General features: G+C 64.5%; 16 protein-coding genes. 5 read left to right on the top strand and 11 right to left on the bottom strand.

What is annotated here, in order from left to right:
* Nucleotides 1-215: 215 nt before the first annotated feature.
* The 6 genes from J2W94_RS00155 to J2W94_RS00130 all read right to left on the bottom strand — a co-directional run bounded on the left by J2W94_RS00155 (nt 216) and on the right by J2W94_RS00130 (nt 8,684).
* Entirely contained in the window at nt 216-461 is a 246-nt protein-coding gene (locus J2W94_RS00155) for a type B 50S ribosomal protein L31 (protein ID WP_310089577.1), read from the bottom strand.
* 72 nt (nt 462-533) lie between these two features.
* A complete protein-coding gene (locus J2W94_RS00150) occupies nt 534-1,472 on the bottom strand; it encodes a nucleoside hydrolase (protein ID WP_310089576.1) in 939 nt (312 codons plus the stop codon).
* A 101-nt stretch (nt 1,473-1,573) separates the two neighbouring features.
* The gene (gene recG / locus J2W94_RS00145) at nt 1,574-3,679 is read right to left on the bottom strand and encodes an ATP-dependent DNA helicase RecG (RefSeq protein WP_310089575.1); all 2,106 of its coding nucleotides are present in this window, start codon (nt 3,677-3,679) and stop codon (nt 1,574-1,576) included.
* Between the two features lie 96 nt (nt 3,680-3,775).
* Nucleotides 3,776-6,220, bottom strand: coding sequence for a TonB-dependent receptor (locus J2W94_RS00140; protein WP_310089574.1), 2,445 nt, complete (start codon nt 6,218-6,220; stop codon nt 3,776-3,778).
* 77 nt (nt 6,221-6,297) lie between these two features.
* A complete protein-coding gene (locus J2W94_RS00135) occupies nt 6,298-7,437 on the bottom strand; it encodes an SO2930 family diheme c-type cytochrome (RefSeq protein WP_310089573.1) in 1,140 nt (379 codons plus the stop codon).
* Between the two features lie 11 nt (nt 7,438-7,448).
* Entirely contained in the window at nt 7,449-8,684 is a 1,236-nt protein-coding gene (locus J2W94_RS00130) for a parallel beta-helix domain-containing protein (protein ID WP_310089572.1), read from the bottom strand.
* 156 nt (nt 8,685-8,840) lie between these two features.
* On the opposite strand from J2W94_RS00130, the gene J2W94_RS00125 reads away from it, so the two are divergent.
* A complete protein-coding gene (locus tag J2W94_RS00125) occupies nt 8,841-9,887 on the top strand; it encodes an AraC family transcriptional regulator (protein WP_310089571.1) in 1,047 nt (348 codons plus the stop codon).
* 143 nt (nt 9,888-10,030) lie between these two features.
* Here the strand turns inward: J2W94_RS00125 and J2W94_RS00120 are convergent, their stop codons facing one another.
* The 5 genes from J2W94_RS00120 to J2W94_RS00100 all read right to left on the bottom strand — a co-directional run bounded on the left by J2W94_RS00120 (nt 10,031) and on the right by J2W94_RS00100 (nt 15,097).
* Nucleotides 10,031-10,414: a RidA family protein gene (locus J2W94_RS00120; protein WP_310089570.1), complete on the bottom strand. Its 384-nt coding sequence runs from the start codon at nt 10,412-10,414 to the stop codon at nt 10,031-10,033.
* Between the two features lie 45 nt (nt 10,415-10,459).
* Nucleotides 10,460-12,628, bottom strand: a complete 2,169-nt coding sequence (locus tag J2W94_RS00115) for a RelA/SpoT family protein (RefSeq protein ID WP_310089569.1) — start codon at nt 12,626-12,628, stop codon at nt 10,460-10,462.
* 508 nt (nt 12,629-13,136) lie between these two features.
* Nucleotides 13,137-13,436 carry a DNA-directed RNA polymerase subunit omega gene (gene rpoZ / locus J2W94_RS00110; protein WP_310089568.1) on the bottom strand — a complete coding sequence of 100 codons (300 nt, stop codon included), beginning with the start codon at nt 13,434-13,436 and terminating at the stop codon, nt 13,137-13,139.
* A gap of 170 nt (nt 13,437-13,606) precedes the next feature.
* Nucleotides 13,607-14,218 (bottom strand): guanylate kinase, encoded by a 612-nt coding sequence (gene gmk, locus J2W94_RS00105; protein ID WP_310091507.1) that lies wholly within the window; start codon nt 14,216-14,218, stop codon nt 13,607-13,609.
* A gap of 18 nt (nt 14,219-14,236) precedes the next feature.
* Nucleotides 14,237-15,097, bottom strand: coding sequence for a YicC/YloC family endoribonuclease (locus J2W94_RS00100; RefSeq protein WP_310089567.1), 861 nt, complete (start codon nt 15,095-15,097; stop codon nt 14,237-14,239).
* A gap of 72 nt (nt 15,098-15,169) precedes the next feature.
* Here J2W94_RS00100 and rph point away from each other — a divergent pair, with 72 nt between their 5' ends.
* The 4 genes from rph (at nt 15,170) to hemW (ending at nt 18,240) form a co-directional block, all read left to right on the top strand.
* Nucleotides 15,170-15,895 (top strand): ribonuclease PH, encoded by a 726-nt coding sequence (rph, locus tag J2W94_RS00095; protein WP_310089566.1) that lies wholly within the window; start codon nt 15,170-15,172, stop codon nt 15,893-15,895.
* 135 nt (nt 15,896-16,030) lie between these two features.
* Nucleotides 16,031-16,423, top strand: a complete 393-nt coding sequence (locus J2W94_RS00090) for a VOC family protein (protein WP_310089565.1) — start codon at nt 16,031-16,033, stop codon at nt 16,421-16,423.
* Nucleotides 16,420-17,010 carry an RdgB/HAM1 family non-canonical purine NTP pyrophosphatase gene (gene rdgB / locus J2W94_RS00085; protein ID WP_310089564.1) on the top strand — a complete coding sequence of 197 codons (591 nt, stop codon included), beginning with the start codon at nt 16,420-16,422 and terminating at the stop codon, nt 17,008-17,010. The genes J2W94_RS00090 and rdgB overlap by 4 nt, the downstream gene beginning before the upstream one ends.
* A 75-nt stretch (nt 17,011-17,085) precedes the next feature.
* Nucleotides 17,086-18,240, top strand: coding sequence for a radical SAM family heme chaperone HemW (gene hemW / locus J2W94_RS00080; protein ID WP_310089563.1), 1,155 nt, complete (start codon nt 17,086-17,088; stop codon nt 18,238-18,240).
* Nucleotides 18,241-18,302 lie beyond the last annotated feature (62 nt).

The raw sequence follows: 18,302 nt of genomic DNA, 5'->3' as shown, positions 1-18,302 counted from the left end.
GCCGGACGGCGATGCCGGCGGCGCGGGACGGGAGTCCAGGGCGTTGGCTCTGGATGGGCGAATTATCGCACACGCGTTTTGGAGCCGTCGCTCAAAAGAGCGCGGCCGTCAGACCAAAGGATGAGAACGGAACGGCAACGACGCAACAACGAAAACGGCCGCGCTGGGCGCGGCCGTCCGAGATTTCGAGGCGAGATCAGCGGCGCTGCAGGGAATTACTTCTGCTGGTAGCGCTTCTGGAACTTGTCGATGCGTCCGCCGGTGTCCATGACCTTGTGCTGGCCCGTATAGAACGGGTGCGAGGCCGAGGAGATATCAAGCTTGATCAACGGATATTCGTTGCCGTCCTCCCACTTCACCGTTTCCTTGGAGGACAGGGTGGAGCGGCTGAGGATCTTGAAATCGGAAGTGACGTCCTGGAAGACGACGTCGCGGTATTCGGGATGGATGTCGGCCTTCATGGCGGCACCAGATATCAGGGAAGTGAAGAGCGGCATTTTAGCCCGCCCCGCCCGCCCAGCGCAACCTGCCCGTCAACCGGCCGCCAGCGCGGCCTGGATCAGGCTCTCGAACCGGGCCTGGTCGTAGCGCATCAGCAGGGTGGCGTTGTCCGGGCGGCCTTCCTGCCGGTTCCAGTCCACCACCGTGGCGCCGCGGGTCAAGGTGCCGGCCAGCTCCACCGCCACCGGGCGATCCAACAGCTCCTGCGCGCCTTGCGGCTGCAGGGCATAGGCCATGGCCAGGGCATCGGCGGAATGCCAGTGGTCGCCACGCCGGTCGGCCGACCAGTTGCGGGTCTGCAGGGAAATCCGGTCGTAGAAGCGCGCGCGCGGGGAGTCTGCCTGCAGCCATTGTTCGGCCCTGCCATGCAGGAAGCCATGGGCGATCACCGCTTCCCAGTCGGCCAGATCGATATGCGGAAAACCCTGAAAGACGATGTGCGCGGCTTCCGGATCGAAGGCGATGTTGAACTCCGCCGCGGCGGTGATGTTGCCGTGCGCGCTGACCGCACCACCCATGACCACGAAGCGCGCGATGCGCTGGGGCAAGGTGGGATCGAGCTTGAGGGCGACCGCGATGTTGGTCAGTGGGCCCAGCGCGACCAGCAGCAGCTTGCCGGCATGCCGATGCGACAGGCGCAGGATCGCCAGCGCGGCGTGCTCGGCTTCGACGCTGCGCGATGCGGGTTCGAAGCCGATATCGCCGAAACCGTCGCGGCCATGCACGTGCGCCGCGTCGACCGCCGGATGCAGCAACGGGTCCGCGCACCCGGCGTAGACCGGCACGTCCTCGCGCCCGGCGACTTCGCAGAGCTTGAGCGCGTTGCGGACGGTGTGGTCCAGACCGACGTTGCCGGCGGCAATGGTCAAGCCGACCAGTTCATGGTTGGGATCGTTGAACGCCATCAGCAGCGCCAAGGCGTCGTCCACGCCGGGGTCGGTGTCGATCAACAGGGGAATTTTGTCGGTCATGTTTCATCGTTCCAATGCGAAGGCGGAGTTTCGCACAGTAGGTCGGGGTTACACCCCGACGCACGGCATGGCGCTTCGTTCGTCGGGGATGTAACCCCGACCTACGCGGATGCATACCGCGCCGCGCCGCCCACCCAACGGGCGATGATGCGGTCCGCGATCTCAGGGGAATCGGCCAGCAGCCGATCCGCCAGTTCGCGCACCAGCGGCAGCATGCCCGCATCGCGCGCGAGATCCGCCACGCGGAAGGCGGCCAGACCCGTCTGACGGGTGCCCAGCAATTCGCCGGGTCCGCGCAGTTCCAGATCCTTCTCGGCGATGACGAACCCATCGTTGGTTTCGCGCATCGTCGCCAGCCGCTGCTTGGCCATCTGCGACAGCGGAGGCTGATACAGCAATACGCAATTGGAAGCCGCCGCGCCGCGCCCCACCCTTCCGCGCAGCTGGTGCAGTTGCGCAAGGCCCAGCCGCTCAGCGTTCTCCACGATCATCAACGATGCATTGGGCACGTCGACGCCAACTTCGATCACCGTGGTCGCCACCAGCAGATCGATCTCGCCAGCCTTGAACTGACGCATCGTCGTCTGCTTCTCGGCCTGCTTCATACGCCCGTGCACCAGGCCGATGCGCAATTCGGGAAGTTGCGCCGACAGCGCCTCGTAGGTGCCCTGCGCCGCCTGCGCGACCACTTCGTCGCTCTCGTCGATCAGGGTGCATACCCAGTAGGCCTGCCGGCCTTCCGCGCAGGCGGCGCGGATGCGTTCCACCAGCTCGGGCCGTCGTTCGCCGCTCAATGCGATGGTCTGCACCGGCGTGCGTCCCGGCGGCAATTCGTCGATGGCCGAAACATCCAGGTCCGCGTACGCCGCCATCGCCAGCGTGCGCGGGATGGGCGTGGCGGTCATGATCAGCTGGTGCGGCACCGATTTTCCGGAAGCGCCCTTGTCGCGCAGCGCCAGACGTTGATGCACACCGAAGCGATGCTGTTCGTCGACGATGGCCAAGGCCAGATCGTGGAAGGCGACGGCTTCCTGCATCAACGCATGCGTGCCCACCACCACTTGCGCCGCGCCCGATGCGACTTCGGCCATTACTTCCGCGCGCGCCTTGCCGGTGACCTTGCCGGCCAGCCAGGCCACGCGAATCCCCAGCGGCTCCAACCATTGGCGAAGATTGGCCAGGTGCTGCTCCGCCAGTAATTCGGTCGGTGCGGCGAGTGCGGCTTGCTTGCCTGCTTCCACCGCGAGCATCGCCGCCATCGCCGCGACCACGGTCTTGCCGCTGCCCACATCGCCCTGCACCAGCCGCATCATCGGCGAAGGCTGCGCCAGGTCGTGCCTGATCTGCGCGAACACCCGCTGTTGCGCGCCGGTAAGCGAGAACGGCAGCGCCGATTGCAATTGCGACGCCAGCTTGCCTTTGCCGGCCAACGCCGGAGCCTGATGCCGCTGCAAGGCGATGCGCTGACGACGCAGACTGAGGTTGTGCGCCAGCAGTTCTTCCAGCGCAAGGCGCCTCTGTGCGGGATGAGTGCCGGTCGCCAGTGCGGCGATGTCGGCGTCGCGTGCGGGCCGGTGCATGCCCAGCAGGGCCAGGCGCAGCGAAGGCAGGCGCAGGCCGTCCAGCATTTCCGCCGGCAGCAGTTCCAATGAAGCCTCGTCGGGCAGGCGATCCAGCGCCTGTCCTATCAGTTTGCGCATCGAGGCCGGACCGATGCCCTCGACCGCGGGATAGACCGGATCCAGTTCCTCGCCCAGCGAAGCGGCATCCGTCTCGCCCAGCACCCTATAACTGGGATGGACGATTTCCAGGCCGTTCTGTCCCGGCTTGGGCGTGCCGTAGCAACGCACCAGCGCGCCCGGAGCGAACTGCGCCACCTGCGCGGCGCGAAAATGGAAGAAGCGCAGCACCAGGGTGGCATGCGATTCGTCGCCGATCGCCACGCGCAGTACCGGTCGATAGCGATAACCGCGCTCCACCGCTTCCACCCGACCTTCCACCTGCGCCGGCACGCCAGGCTGGAGGCTGCGAATGGGCGTGAGCTGAGTGCGATCCTCGTAACGCAGCGGCAGGTGCAGCCACAGATCCTGCAGCGTAAGCAGTCCACGCGCCGCCAGTTTTTCCGCCACGCGCGGACCTACGCCGGCGAGTTGTCCGGCAATGGGCTGGTTGAAAGCGGATTCTTCGCTGCGTGGCGCGGACGGCATCTGCCTAGGATGCCGACCGCGTCGCGTTAACGCCAGTCAGGATTCGCCGCGAAGGCGTGTCAGAACCGGCATTGCGGCCGCCGGCACTTCCGCGATTCAGAATTTCACGCCGACTTCCATACCGTAAGTGCGCGGCTCGCTGACCACCGCGCCGACTGTGCCGAACGCCTCGCGGCCGTACACGTTCAACTGGCCGACGTACTGGTTGTCGAACACGTTGTTCCCGTACACCGCCCAAGTCCAATGGCCTCCGGCCGAGGCCCAGCCCAGGCGGACATCGGTACGGTTCTGCGATTCTCCGGTCGAAAAATTGGGAAAGCTGGTGCAGTCTCCCTGGCCGCGGCTGTAATCGTTGGCGCGACAGGCGCCGCGGTAGGCGTGGCGCAAAGCCAGGCGCAGATCGCCGGCATCGCCGAGGACCCAGGTGTAGTGGCCGCCCAGCGCCGCCGACCAGGAAGGCTCGCCCGTGGGCTGGCCATTGAGATCCAGCAATCCGGCGCCGGTGTTGACGCTGTAGTCCTTGTACTTGGAATTGATGTACTCGGCGTTGAAATCGATGGCGAAGGCATCGCTGACCTGCCAGCGCATGTCGAAATCGACGCCGTAGGCCTCCACGTCGCCGGTATCCACCACGAACCGCGGGATGGCGCTGGTGTTGTCCAGCCGGATCGACTGGCGGTTGTCGTAGCGGTAGGAGAACACCGAGACGTTGTAGGCCAGGCGCGCCTCCGGCAAGGTGTGTTTGATGCCCACTTCGGCGTTCCATACGTCTTCGTTGTCGAATTCGCTGCCGATCTGCAAGGCGTTGTAGCCGCCGGCCTTGTAGCCTTTCGCCAGCGAAACGAAACCCATCAGGTTGTCGCTGAAGTGGTAGTCCGCGACCAGGCGCGGACTCCAGTCGCTCCAGGACTGGCTGGCGCGGGTGGTCAGCCCCTTGTTCATCATCGCCGGCGGATCTACGAAGGCCAGGTCGAAGATGAAGAATTCCTTAGGCACGCCAGCCAGGGCGAAGAATCCGGCCGCGTCCAGCGCGTCCAGCGTGGCGTCCAGCGTGGGCGCGTTGCGGAGATCGTTGAACCAGCTGAAATCCTTTTCGTCGCGGGTGTAGCGCAAGCCGAAGGTCAGATTGAGTTTGTCGTTGACGTGCCAGATCACGTCGCCGAAGCCGGCATACGATTTGGTTTTCAGCGTGTTGTAGAACTGCTCGTTCCAGGCATGGTCCATCAGCGTCAACGGAATGCCGAAGGAGCCCAGCACCTGCGAGAAGTAGCCGAACAGGGTACCGTCCGGTGTTGGCGCCAGGCCCAGATTGGACACTGCCGAATCCACCGCGGTGGTGGTGGTGTTGATTTCGCTGGTCTGGCTGGCTTCCTCTTCGTAATAGCTCGCCCCAGCCACCCAATCCAGGCGATCGGTGGCGCCGCTGAACTTGAATTCCTGGTACCTGGTTTCGTTGGACTCGCTGTTGGTGGAATCCAGGTACAGGTTGGGCCGATTGGTGCCGTCCTCTTCAACCCGATTGAGCGCGTCGAACTGGCGCCAGGCGGTGGTGGAAGTCAGGTGGCCCCACTCGAAGCTGTGGTCGACGATCAGGGTGACGCCATCGAAGGTGCGCCATTCAGCGCTGGCGGCGGTGTCATTGAACGTATCAATGTCGCGCGGATCCAGGTAGGTCAGCGGATCGGCGGGGGCGACCGGCAGGCCCGGGGCGGGCGGCAGCGGCACGATGCCGGTGGTGGGTCGCCCGAGCTGATCCAGATTTTCATGGTCCCAACTCAGCAACGCCGTGGTGTTGTCGGTGATGCCCAGTTGCAAGGCCGCGCGCGTGGCCCAGACGTTGTCGCCGCCCAGATCCTTGCCGGTGGCGCCGTCCTGCAGCCAGCCGTCGCTGGTGTTGAGCAGGCCGTTGAGGCGCAGCGCGGCGCGGTCGCTGAGAGGGATGTTGGCCATCGCTTCCAGGTACTGCTTGCCGTAATTGCCCAATCGGAGCTTGGCCGCGGCTTCGGTTTCGTTGCTGGGCCGCTTGGTGATCACCGACACCGCGCCGGCCGCCGTGTTGCGGCCGAACAAAGTGCCCTGCGGGCCCTTCAATACTTCGATGCGCTCCACGTCGGTCAGCGGCAGCAGAATGCCGCCGCTGCGCCCGGTGTAGACGCCATCGATGAACACGCCCACCGCCGGGTCGGTACCGATGCCGAAATCGTCGGTGCTGATGCCGCGCAGCGCGATCGAGGGTTGCGTGGGCTGCACGCTGTTGATCTGCAGGCCCGGGACGAAGCTGTCCAGATCGCCAAGGTCTTCGGCCGCCACGTCCTGGATCATGCGATCGTCCAACACCTGCAGTGCGATCGGCACATCCTGCAGCTCCTGTTCGCGACTTTGCGCCGTGACCAGAATGCGGTCCAGCGTGGTCGCATCGGTTTCCGCCGGCGCTGCCTCGGTCTGCTGCGCCCAGGCCGTCCCCGTCGATGCCGCCAGCAGGCATCCGCCGAACAAGGCGCGCCGCATTCCCACTACCAGTCCACGTTGGATCAACTTCATCGCTCTCTCCCCGTTTGATTGCTATGCGGCGAATCGTCGCTAAGACATCGCCGCGCCGAATTGGTCCGTCGCTACTCTCACGTGTCGCACGCGCCTTTCTGCGCATCTATCCATTGCCGTATCAGCTCCACGCCTTCGCGATGCACCACCGAACGCCCCAACTCCGGCATCATCACCGAAGGATCGTCGCTGTCCATGCGGAACATCAACACCGAAGCGTCGGCCTGGCCCGGCGCGATGTCGTACAGGCGATTGCCGGTGCCTTTGCCCGCCGCCACCGGTTGCTTGCAGAAACCCAGCTTCAGACGATCGGTGATGGACGCGTCCAGCCACATCCCGGAAGTGATCGCCGGGCCGGTCGGGCTGTGGCAGTGTCCGCAATTGACGTCCAGGTAGGCGCGTGCGCGGTCTTCCAGCTTCTCGTGGGCGGCGTTCTGCCAGTCCGCATTGCGCGGCGCCCGTTCCGGAGCGGGCGCACCGACCAGGTAACCGACGCGCGAAAGATGGGCGAGCTGGTTTTCGTTGCCTGCCGCGTAGGCGAAATCGCGATTGAGGTTGCGCGCCTTCGGCCCGATAGGGTGCAGCGCACGGGTCTTGTTGTCGGTGGCGTGGCAGCTCGCGCATTGGTTCTGGTCGGGCACCTGGTAGTTCGCGACCTCCCGGCCGCCATCGCTGTCCACGAGCTCTAGGGAAATCAGCTCGCCCGCGCGTCTGAGCGTGGCTTCGGTCTGCGCTTCGTTCCAGACGTAGGGCATCGCCTCCCAGCCCGCTTCGCGGCGCACCAGCAGGCGGGTTTCGATCAATCGCACCTTGGACAGGTCCAGCGATTCGCCCTGCAGATCGTTATTGGCGGCGATGCGCGCCACCGATTTTCCATCCCACTGGCCGTCGCCAGGCAATGGATAATAGAAAGTCTTGCTGATGATGGTGCCCACCGGAAAGGCGAAGCTGTTCTGCGCCGCATACGACGCGGACTTTCCCTTCGGCATCCAGATCGTGCGCAGCTTGTGCGCGTAGTCGCTGAACAGCGGCGTGTTGAGGTCGTACGGCACCACGCCTTCGTTCAACGACAGACGCCCACCGTCCACCTTGAGCACGCGCCATTCGCTCAGCGCCTTGGGCTGGCCTTCGGCGAAAAAATGCACGCCGACGTCCTCGCCCTTGCACGCCGAGAACAGCGACATCAATGCAAGCAATGCGAAGCCGCGCAACCGCATCGTTCGCGACCTCAGCCGCGCCCCAGGTCCACCGCTGGCAGCCGCGGCAGATCGCACTCGAAGAGCTTGGCGTCCTTGCTCGGATTCTTGTAACCGCCCGGACCGTCGGCGTTGACCACGCCGCTGACGTCGCGCAGGCAGATTTCCGGTCCGGCCGCGGCCTTGCCGTCGACCTTGCGATCCTTGTTGTAGTAACCGTCCCAGAGCACATCGGGAAAGCTGCCGCTGAGCCCGAACATCGCCACTTTCAACGCTTTGAGGTCCAGTCCATCGGGCGAATCGCCGCCGCCGCTCACTTTATTGCCATGCACGTAGATGCGTTCCGGATACGGATCGAAATCCTTGGCCATGCTGGAATCTTTGTAGCCGGTGGAATAGACGCTGGAGATGATGAAGTTGGCAGTGGCGTTGTCGGAAATCTCGTTGTCGAAGATCTCCACGTCGTCGTTGGCATTCACCACCATGCCCGAACCCGCCGGCACGCTGGCCACCGGGGTGCCCTTGGCGCCGAAATTCTCCGTGTTGTTGGCGATCACTTTATTGTTGAACACGCGGATGTTTCCGCCCTGCTGGGTCAGGTTGGGCATGTTGAAGACCAGGATGCCGCCGGTGTTCTTGGTCGCCACGTTCTCGTATACGTCGGCGTTGATGGTATTCTCGATCTCGATGCCGGCGACGTTGGATTCGGCGCGACTGCGACGCACGATCACGCCATCGGACTGGCCCACGTAGATGCCGGCGTCGGACGCGCCGATGGCGACCGAATCCTCGATCAGCACGTTCTTGGTCAACACCGGGTACAGGCCGTAGGCGCCGTTCTTGGTGCTGGGCCCGCCGGTCCATTGCACTTTGACCTTGCGGATGGTGACGTTCTTGGATTCGCTGATCTTCAGGCCGTCGCCCTTGGAGTCCTCGATGGTCAGGTTCTCGATGGTGAAGTCGTCGCCGTTGACCAGCAGGCCTTCGGCGCCGGCTTTCTGGCCCTTGAAGCTGAGCACGCTCTTGTCCATGCCCGCGCCGCGAATGGTCACGCCATTGGCGCGCAGGGTCAGGCTGCGGTCGAAAGAGAACTTGCCGGCGGGTATCTCGATCACCTCGCCTGGTTTGGCATCGAGCAGGCGCTCGTGCAGGGTAGCGGCGAAACCGGCGTCGCCGGCGGCGACGGCCGCGCTTGCCGGCGCGGTCTGGTCTTTCTGGCAAGCGCTCAGCGCCAGCAACAAGGCAACTACCACGACGTGCTGTCGCATCTTTACTCTCCCAAGGAATGACCAACGAAGCGGCATCCGATGACGCCACGGCGCCACGCATAACGCGGCAATGCAGTCTTGTCCGTGGCCCTTGACGCGAGTGAGGGCAGGAGCGGCATACTTGGGGGGGCAAAGCGGACAAGCTGGAGGGCTTCGATGCGCGTCACCACTGACCCGGTCAATGAAGCGCGGCTGGCGGCGGCGGTCATTCCGACCAACATGCTGTGCCATCTGGTGCAGTTGGCGCGCGAGCGGGAAATGGACAGCACCCCCTGGTTCAAGGGTATGCGCCTGGACCCGCACGAAATCGACGACCCCGCCACCCGGGTGTCTTATCGCCAGGCCAGCGAGATCGTGGCGCGTGCGCTGGCGGCGTTGGCGCAACCCGACCTGGGTCTGGTGGTCGGCTGCCGGCAGGACGTCGGCAATTTCGGCTTGCTCGGCCTGGCCATGAAAACCGCACCGACTTTCGGCGAGGCGGTTTTGCTGGGCATGACCTACCAGCGCACTACCGGCGCCATGTTGGATATCGACACCGATACCAGCAACACCGGCGAAGTGGCGATGACCGCGCGCGCGCCTGTGATCATGCCGGCGATCCTGCCGTTCTTGTGCGAAGAAATGTTCGCCAGCTCGCTGATGGTGGCGCGGGAACTGGTCGGTCCCGAATTCCGTCCCTTGCGGCTGGAGCTGACCTACCCGGCGCCTGCCTATGCCGGCAAGTACGCGGAACTGTTCCAGTGCGAGCTGCATTTCGACCGACCGTGCAACGCGATGGTGATCGACAGCAGATGGATGGCGCTGAAGTTCCCTACCTACAACGCGGTCAATGCGCGCCAGGTGCTCGATCTGTGCGAGCGGCAACTGGCCGATATCGCCTCGCCGCAGAGCGAACTGGCCGCGACAGTGGAACGCTTCCTGCGCCAGCACGTGCGCGAGAACCCGCCGCTTTCGGCCATCGCGGGCGTCATGCACTTGAGCGAGCGCACGCTGCGCCGCCAACTGGCTGCCGATGGAATCAGCTTCAGCCGATTGCACGACCGCATCCGCACCGAGCGCGCGCTGGAACTGCTGCACGATCACAACTTGACCATCAGCCAGGTCGGCAGCCGCATCGGCTTCGCGGATGCGCGCGAATTCCGGCGCGCGTTCAAGCGCTGGACCGGACACACGCCCAGCGAGGCGCGCGAGCAGATGGCGTAAGCGAAAGCAAGAAATGCACGGTGGGAGCGGCGTCTTCGCCGCGAGCTCTTGCCTTGTCTGCGCCCTTGCGACCAGCCAGAAGCAGGATCAAAAGCTCGCGGCGAAGACGCCGCTCCCACGCACTACCGGAAGATCGGCTTCTGTCAGTCGATCACCATCACCGCATCGACTTCGAACACCGCGCCCTTGGGCAGTGCCGACACTTCAACGGTGGAACGCGCCGGAAACGGCGCATTGAAATACTCCTGCATCACCGCATTCACCGCGGCGAACTGACCCAGATCGGTCAGGTAGAGACCGAGCCGGACGATCTGCGCGAGCGAACCGCCGGCGGCTTCGGCGACCGCCTTGAGATTGTCGAACGCGCGCCTGGCCTGCACCGCGATGTCGCCTTCGACCAGGTTGCCGGTCGCTGGATTCAGCGGGATCTGCCCGGAGAAATACACGGTATTTCCGCTGCGCACCGCCTGCGAATACGGGCCGATGGCGGCGGGAGCATGGTCGGTTTGGATGATCTGGCGGGTCATGGCGATTCCATAAGCGGGGCTTGCGCGCATTCTAAAGCAAGGGCGTCATTGCCTTCTGACGCCGTGAACCACGCTCAAACGCCGCAACCGTCGCATCACTTCGGCCAGATGGTTGCGGTCGCGCACCTGGATGGAAAAACGCAGCACCGCGGCGTTGATGTCGCGCTCCAGGTATTCCACGCGGTCGATGTTGGACTGGCTTTGCGCCACCGCGGCGGCGACCTGGGCGAGCACGCCGGGGCGGTTTTCCACATCGATCAGCAGCGCGGCGTCGTAGTCGCCGGTGACGCTGGTGTCCCAGTCGATGGGAATCCAGCGCTCGGGAGATTTACGGAATTCGACCACGTTGGGACAATCCAGGCGGTGCACCACGATGCCCTTGCCGGCGGTGTGGTAGCCCATGATCTCGTCGCCGGGAATCGGCTGGCAGCAATTGGCGAAGCTGACCACGCCGCGCTCGGTGCCGTTGATCAGGATCTTTTCCTGCGAATGCTTGGAATGTCCGCCGCCACGCAGTTCGGCGTAGGCGGTCAGCGCCTGCGCGGCTTGGGTCGGCATCCAGTTGCCCAGGGCGACGTCGGCCAGGAACGCTTCCAGGCGCGGATAACGATGTTCGGCCAGGAACGCTTCCAGGCGCTGCTGCGGCAAACGTTCCAGCGAACTGTCCAGCTCCTCCAGCGCGCGATCCAGCATGCGGTGGCCGAGTTGCACCGCGTCTTCGTGCTCAAGCTGCTTGAGCTGGTGGCGGATCGCCGTGCGCGCCTTGCTGGTGACCACGAATTCCAGCCACTGCGGTTTGGGCAGTGCGGATTTGGCGGTGATGATCTCCACGCTCTGTCCGCTGGCCAGTTTGGTGCGCAATGGCACCAGCTTCTTGTCCACGCGCGAAGCGACCGCCTGGTTGCCGACATCGGTGTGCACGGCGTAAGCGAAATCGAGCGCGGTGGAACTGCGCGGCAACGACAGGATCTTGCCCTTGGGCGTGAACAGGTAAACCTCATCCGGGAACAGGTCGACCTTCACGTTATCCAGGAATTCCAGAGAAGAGCCGGCAGCGCGCTGGTTTTCGATCAGCTCCATGATCCAGGCATGAGCCCGGCTCTGCGCGCTGTTGGGCGCCTGCGCGCCGTACTTGTAGGTCCAGTGCGCGGCGATGCCGCGTTCGGCGATGAGATCCATTTCCACGGTGCGGATCTGCACCTCGATCGGCGAACCGTAAGGACCGAACAGCACTGTGTGCAGCGACTGGTAGCCGTTGGCCTTGGGAATGGCGATGAAATCGCGGAACCGCGCATCCAGCGGTTTGTACTGCGCGTGCACCGATCCCAGCGCCTGGTAGCAGTGCGGCACGCTGTCCACCACCACCCGGAAGCCGAACACGTCCATTACCTGGTCGAAACTTTTGCCTTCGCCGTGCATCTTGTTGTAGATGCTCCAGGGCGTCTTGATGCGGCTTACCAGGCGGTGCTCCAGCCCATCGCGGGTCAGGCGCTGCGACAGGTGCGCCTCGATCTGCGCCATCGATTCGCGCCGCACCACCGGCTGGCTGCGGATGTGCTTGTCGATGATGGCGTGGCGCCACGGATACATGGCGCGGAAACCGAGGTCCTGCAGCTCGGACTTCACCAGATTCATGCCCAGGCGCTGGGCGATGGGCGCGTAGATATCCAAGGTTTCCTTGGCGATGCGTTTGCGCGCCTCGGGACTCTGCGCACCCAGCGTACGCATGTTATGCAGGCGGTCGGCCAGCTTGATCATGATCACGCGCAGATCGCGCGACATCGCCAGCAGCATCTTGCGGAAGCTTTCCGCCGCCGCTTCCTGGCGGTCGCGGAAGTGCAGCTTGTCCAGCTTGGTGACGCCGTCGACCAGCTCGGCCACCGATTCGCCGAAACCTTCGGCGATCTCGGCATGGGTGAGCGGCGTGTCTTCGATGGTGTCGTGCAGGATCGCCGCGATCAGGGTTTCGACATCCAGCCCCAGCTCGGCCAGGACCTGGGCCACCGCCACCGGGTGGGTGATGTAGGGCTCGCCCGATTTGCGGGTCTGCCCTTCGTGCGCGGCGGCGCCGACTTCCCAGGCGCGCCGCAGCAGCGGCAATTGTTCGGCAGGCAGGTAGCTGGCGGCCTGCTCCAACTGCCGCAGATACGCCGGCACCTCATTTTCATGAGGCGGCGAACGATCGACGGTCTTGCTGGAACGGCTCGGAGTCATGCCGCAAGCCTATGCCAGCGGCCAAATAACGGCAAATTCATATGAATCACCCAATTCGTTGGCCCAAACGATGAACTGCCGTTGCCGTTGCCGTTGCGGTTGCGGTTGCGGTTGCGGTTGCGGTTTTCAGAATCCCGTGAGACGCGGCAAGCGGGGCGGGATCAACCCCTAGGGGCGGCGCACAGGGATGTGCGCCGTTTCCGGAGGCGCAGGAGGCGCCTTACGGAAATTCCCGGCCTGCTTGCGGACCCCACGGTTTCATCGTGGGGCGCGGCGTTAGGGCGGCTTTCTTTTGGTTACTTTTCTTTGCCGTTCAAAGAAAAGTGACTCGCGCAAAGCGCGAAATGCTTTGGCTCTGGCCTAAAAAGCCAAAGTCGCTGGGTTCCCGCTTTCGCGGGAATGACGTTGATTGAGCAACAGCGAGAGCGTGAAACTGGAATGCTTCACGACAAAAGCAAACAGCCCGCTTTCGCGGGCTGTTCGACAGGCTACCGTGACAGGAAACCGATCAGTCGTCGCCCTTCGACAAATCGTCGTCGGCGACCACTTCGGCAGCGGCCCATTCCAGCGCCTCGCGCTCGGCGCGCTCGCGTTCGGCCTTCTCGACCTTGTCGATCAACTCGTTGTCGATCTTGCGTGCGGCGATCTCGCGCAGCGCCAGCACGGTCGGCTTGTCGCCGCTCTCGTGGTTGTCGATGGTGGGCTCGACGCCGTTGGCCAACTGGCGGGCGCGCTTGGCGGCCATCATGACCAGCTCGAAACGGTTATCGACGACTTCCAGGCAATCTTCTACGGTAATGCGGGCCATGCGGGCTCCCGGCGACCGGGGTCGCGCGATTAATACAGAAAGGGGCGCGGATTGTAGGCCCGGGGCCGGCCGCATGCAAGCATTTATGCCTTTTCGCCCTTGTTAATCAATGGCTTGGACGTTCAGAGCCGGGTTCGATCCGGCCCCAGCGGCGCGAGCCAGCCGCAGTCCTACCCCAGCAGGGTCTGGATCAGCCCGGCATGCCGGGCCACTTGCGGCTCCTTGCGCAGGCGGCTGGCGGTGAAGATGGCGCACATCTCCTCCACCGCGGTGTCGAACACCTCGTTGACGATCAGATAGTCGAATTCGCCGTAATGGGACATTTCCTCGCGCGCAGCGGCCAGCCGTTGCGCGATCACCGCTTCGCTGTCCTGGCCGCGGGTGCGCATGCGCTGCTCCAGCGCTTCGCGCGAGGGCGGCAGGATGAACACGCTGACCGCATTGGGCACCTTGGCCCGCACCTGGCGCGCGCCCTGCCAGTCGATCTCGAGCAGCACGTCCTTGCCGGCATTCAATTGCGGCTCCACCGACTGGCGCGCGGTGCCCTTCCAGTCGCCGTGCACTTTGGCGTACTCGAAGAAATCGCCGGCGTCGATCATCTGCTGGAAGTCGTCGGCGGAAACGAAGTTGTAGTGCTGCGCGTGGCGTTCGCCCGGGCGCGGCTGGCGCGAGGTGAACGAGATCGACAACGCGATCTGCGGGTCGCGCGCCAGCACAGCGTTGACGATGCTGCTTTTGCCGGCGCCGGAAGGCGCGGCGACCACATAGAGGGTTCCGCGCATGGTCATTCGCTCGCTTCCTTACTCAATGTTCTGCACCTGTTCGCGGATCTGATCGATCAGCACTTTCAGTTCCACCGCGATATTGGTGGTGCGCACGTCGACCGACTTGGAACCCAGCGTATTGGCCTCGCGATTGAACTCCTGCAGCAGGAAATCCAGGCGGCGGCCGACCGGTTCGGTCTGCTTCAGCACGCGGCGGATTTCCTTGATGTGGCTGTCCAGGCGGTCCAACTCCTCGTCCACGTCGAGCTTCTGCAGCCACAGCACCAGTTCCTGTTCCACCCTGCCGGGATCCACGTTCTGGGCGATATCCGCGAGGCGAGCTTCCAGTTTCTGACGCTGGCCGGTGCGGATGGTCGGAATCAGCTGACGCACCTCGGCTGCGCAGGCGGCGAGCGCATCGACCCGCTCGTTGATCGCCACCGCCAGTTTTTCGCCCTCGCGCTCGCGCGCGCCCACGAACTGGTCCAGCAAGGTGTCCAGCAAGGCCAGCGCTTCGGCCTGCAGAACCTCGGCATCGGTCGAACGGGCCTGCAGCACGCCCGGGTATTGCAGCAGATCGATGAATTCGGTGCGCAGTGCCGGGAAGCGCGCGGTCATGTCCAGCGCCAGTTCGGACAACTGCATCACCAGCGACGCGTTCAGTTGCAATCCGCCCTCGCCTTCCGGCGACCGCAGGCGCAGCGAGAAATCCAGCTTGCCGCGGGCGATGCGCGCGGCGATGCGCTCGCGCAGTGCCGGTTCCAGCACCCGCAATTCTTCGGGCAGGCGCAGACCGAGTTCCAGGAAGCGGTGGTTCACCGCCCGTAATTCGCACGCCAGCGTTCCGCCATCGGTGGCGCGCTCGGCGGTGGCGTAGGCGGTCATGCTGCGGATCATCGATGGAGCCTGTTGGCGGGGTGCTGCGGGAGGCGAATGGTACCCTAGCCCACCCTTTTTACGGATTCGCGCATGACCGTCGCCCGTCCCAGTGGCCGCCTCCCCGAACAGATGCGCGAAGTCGGCATCCAGCGCGGGTACACCCGCCACGCCGAAGGATCCGTACTGATATCGTTCGGCGAGACCCGCGTGTTGTGCACGGCCAGCGTGGAGAATCGCGTGCCGGGCTTCCTGCGCGGCAAGGGCGAAGGCTGGGTCACTGCCGAGTACGGCATGCTGCCGCGCTCCACCCACACCCGCAGCGATCGCGAAGCCTCGCGCGGCAAGCAGGGCGGGCGCACCCTGGAAATCCAGCGTCTGATCGGCCGCGCGCTGCGCGCCTGCGTGGACCGCAACGCCTTGGGCGAACGCACCATCACTCTGGACTGCGATGTACTGCAGGCCGATGGCGGCACCCGCACCGCCGCGATCACCGGCGCGTACGTGGCGCTGGTAGATGCCGTCAACTGGCTGAAGGCGAGGAACGAAATCAAGCGCGATCCGATCCACGGTGCGGTCGCCGCCGTCTCGGTCGGCATTTATCGCGGCGTACCGGTGCTGGACCTGGATTATCCGGAAGACAGCGACTGCGATACCGACATGAACCTGGTGATGAACGACGGCGGCGGCTTCATCGAGCTGCAGGGCACCGCCGAAGGCCACGCGTTCCGCCGCGACGAATTGAACGACTTGCTGGCGCTGGGCGAGAAAGGCATCGGCGAACTGTTCGCCGCGCAACGGGCTGCGTTGGCCCCCTGAAAAACTAACGTGGGAGCGCCGTCCCGGCGCGAGCTCTTGAGTTCGTCGGGAAAGAGCTCGCGCCGGGACGGCGCTCCCACCCAGCTCCCACCCAGCTCCCACCCGCGCTCCCACTTGACACCACAACCGCACCTCATGAAACAAACCCTCAGTCTCATCACCCTGGTCGTCGATGATTACGACCAAGCCATCGCCCACTACACCGGCGCGCTCGGCTTCGAGCTGCTGGAAGACACCGATCTGGGCAACGGCAAGCGCTGGGTCCGCGTAGCGCCGCAAGGCAGCAACGAGAGCGGTCTGCTGCTGGCCAAGGCCAGCGACGACACCCAGCGCGCGCGCATAGGCGACCAGACCGGCGGGCGCGTGGGATTCTTTCTGCAGACCGACGATTTCTGGCGCGATCACCGCGCCATGACCGGCAAAGGCGTGGAGTTCTTGGAAACCCCGCGCGAAGAGGATTACGGCATCGTTGCCGTGTTCCGCGACCGCTACGGCAACAAGTGGGACCTGCTGGAGCTGAAAGCATGAAACTGGTGCTGGCCTCCTCCAACCAGGGCAAGCTGGAAGAGCTGCGCAGCCTGCTGGCCGACAACGGCATCGAATTGATCGCGCAGAGCGACTTGGGCGTGGAAGACGCCGAGGAAACCGGAGCCACTTTCATCGAGAACGCGCTGATCAAGGCGCGCCATGCCACCCTTGTCACCGGTCTGCCAGCGCTTGCCGACGATTCGGGCATCTGCGTCGACGCCTTGAACGGCGCGCCAGGTCTGTATTCGGCGCGCTATGCGGGCGAACACGGCAATGCTTCGCGCAACATCGACAAATTGCTGGAAACGATGCGTGAGCTGCCCGACCAGGAGCGCGGCGCGCATTTCTACTGCGTACTGGTATTGCTACGGCACGCCGACGACCCACAACCGCTGATCGTGGAAGGGCAATGGAACGGCAGCATCCTGCGCGAGCGTCGCGGCGGCGGCGGCCATGGCTACGATCCGGTGTTCTTCGACCCGCTTCACGGCCAGTCGGCGGCGGAAATGGAAATGGAATTGAAGAACCGGCTCAGTCACCGCGGCCAGGCCCTGGCCCGCCTGAAACAGCGTCTTCCGCATCTGTAGGGCGGGCGCTGCCCGCCGCATTTCCGCATTGCGATTAAAACGTCGGCGGGCAATGCCCGCCCTACAATGGCGTCCATGCTGATTCCGCCTCCACTGTCGCTCTACGTGCACCTGCCCTGGTGCGTGCGCAAATGCCCGTACTGCGACTTCAATTCGCACGAAGGCAAGGGCGCGCTGCCGTTCGCCGGTTACGTGGATGCGCTGATCCGCGACCTGGACCAGGATCTGCCGCTGGTGTGGGGACGCAGCATCCACTCGGTCTTCTTCGGCGGTGGCACCCCCAGCTTGTTCCCGCCGGAGCAGATCGACCGTTTCCTGCAGACCGCCAGCAGCCGCCTGCGTTTCGCGCCGAATTTGGAGATCACCCTGGAAACCAACCCGGGCACCGCCGAGCACGGACGCTTCGACAAATACCGCGAGGCGGGCGTCAACCGCATCAGTTTCGGCATCCAGAGCTTCGACGACGGCTGCCTCAAACGCCTGGGCCGCATCCACGACAGCGCCGAAGCCGAGCGCGCCGTGAAGCTGGCGCAGGACGCAGGCTTCGACAACTTCAATCTGGACCTGATGTACGCGCTGCCCGGACAAGACCTGGCGATGGCCGAATACGACCTGCAGCGCGCCTTCGCCCTGCAACCCACCCATATCTCGCATTACCAGCTGACTCTGGAACCGAACACGATGTTCTTCGCCCGTCCGCCGAAGGGTCTGCCCGACGACGACAGCGCCTGGGACATGCAGGAGCATTGCCAGGCCCTGTTGGCCGATGCGGGTTATGCGCAGTACGAGGTCAGCGCCTACGCACGGCCCGGGCGGCAATGCGCGCACAACCTCAACTACTGGCGTTTCGGCGATTACCTGGGCATCGGCGCGGGCGCCCACGGCAAACTCACGCTGGGCGCCGAGCAGGACATCCTGCGCCGCTGGAAGACCAAACACCCGACCGTCTATTTGGCCGAAGCCGGCAGCCGGGAATCGCTGGGCGGCGACGAGCGCATCGCCCCAGAGCGGCGTCCGTTCGAATTCATGCTCAATGCGCTGCGGCTCAACGAGGGGTTTGCGCTAGTCGATTTCGAAACCTGGACCGGCCTGGCACGCGATCTCATCGCCGGCCCCCTGGACCATGCCCGCGCCCGCGGTTGGTTGACGGTCGTCGGCGATCGGGCGGTGCCCACGGAACTCGGCCGTCGTTTCGCCAATGATGTGATGGAGTTGTTCCTGGAGCGGTAACCAGAGCTACAGAACCCGCCCTTTCGAGCTTGCCATTGGGGAATGTGTTAAAACCGGCATCA

Source organism: Pseudoxanthomonas sacheonensis (assembly GCF_031455975.1).
GTDB lineage: Bacteria > Pseudomonadota > Gammaproteobacteria > Xanthomonadales > Xanthomonadaceae > Pseudoxanthomonas_A > Pseudoxanthomonas_A sacheonensis_A.
Note: the sequence above shows the minus strand (reverse complement) of the source record. Positions and strands in the feature narration are given on the sequence as shown.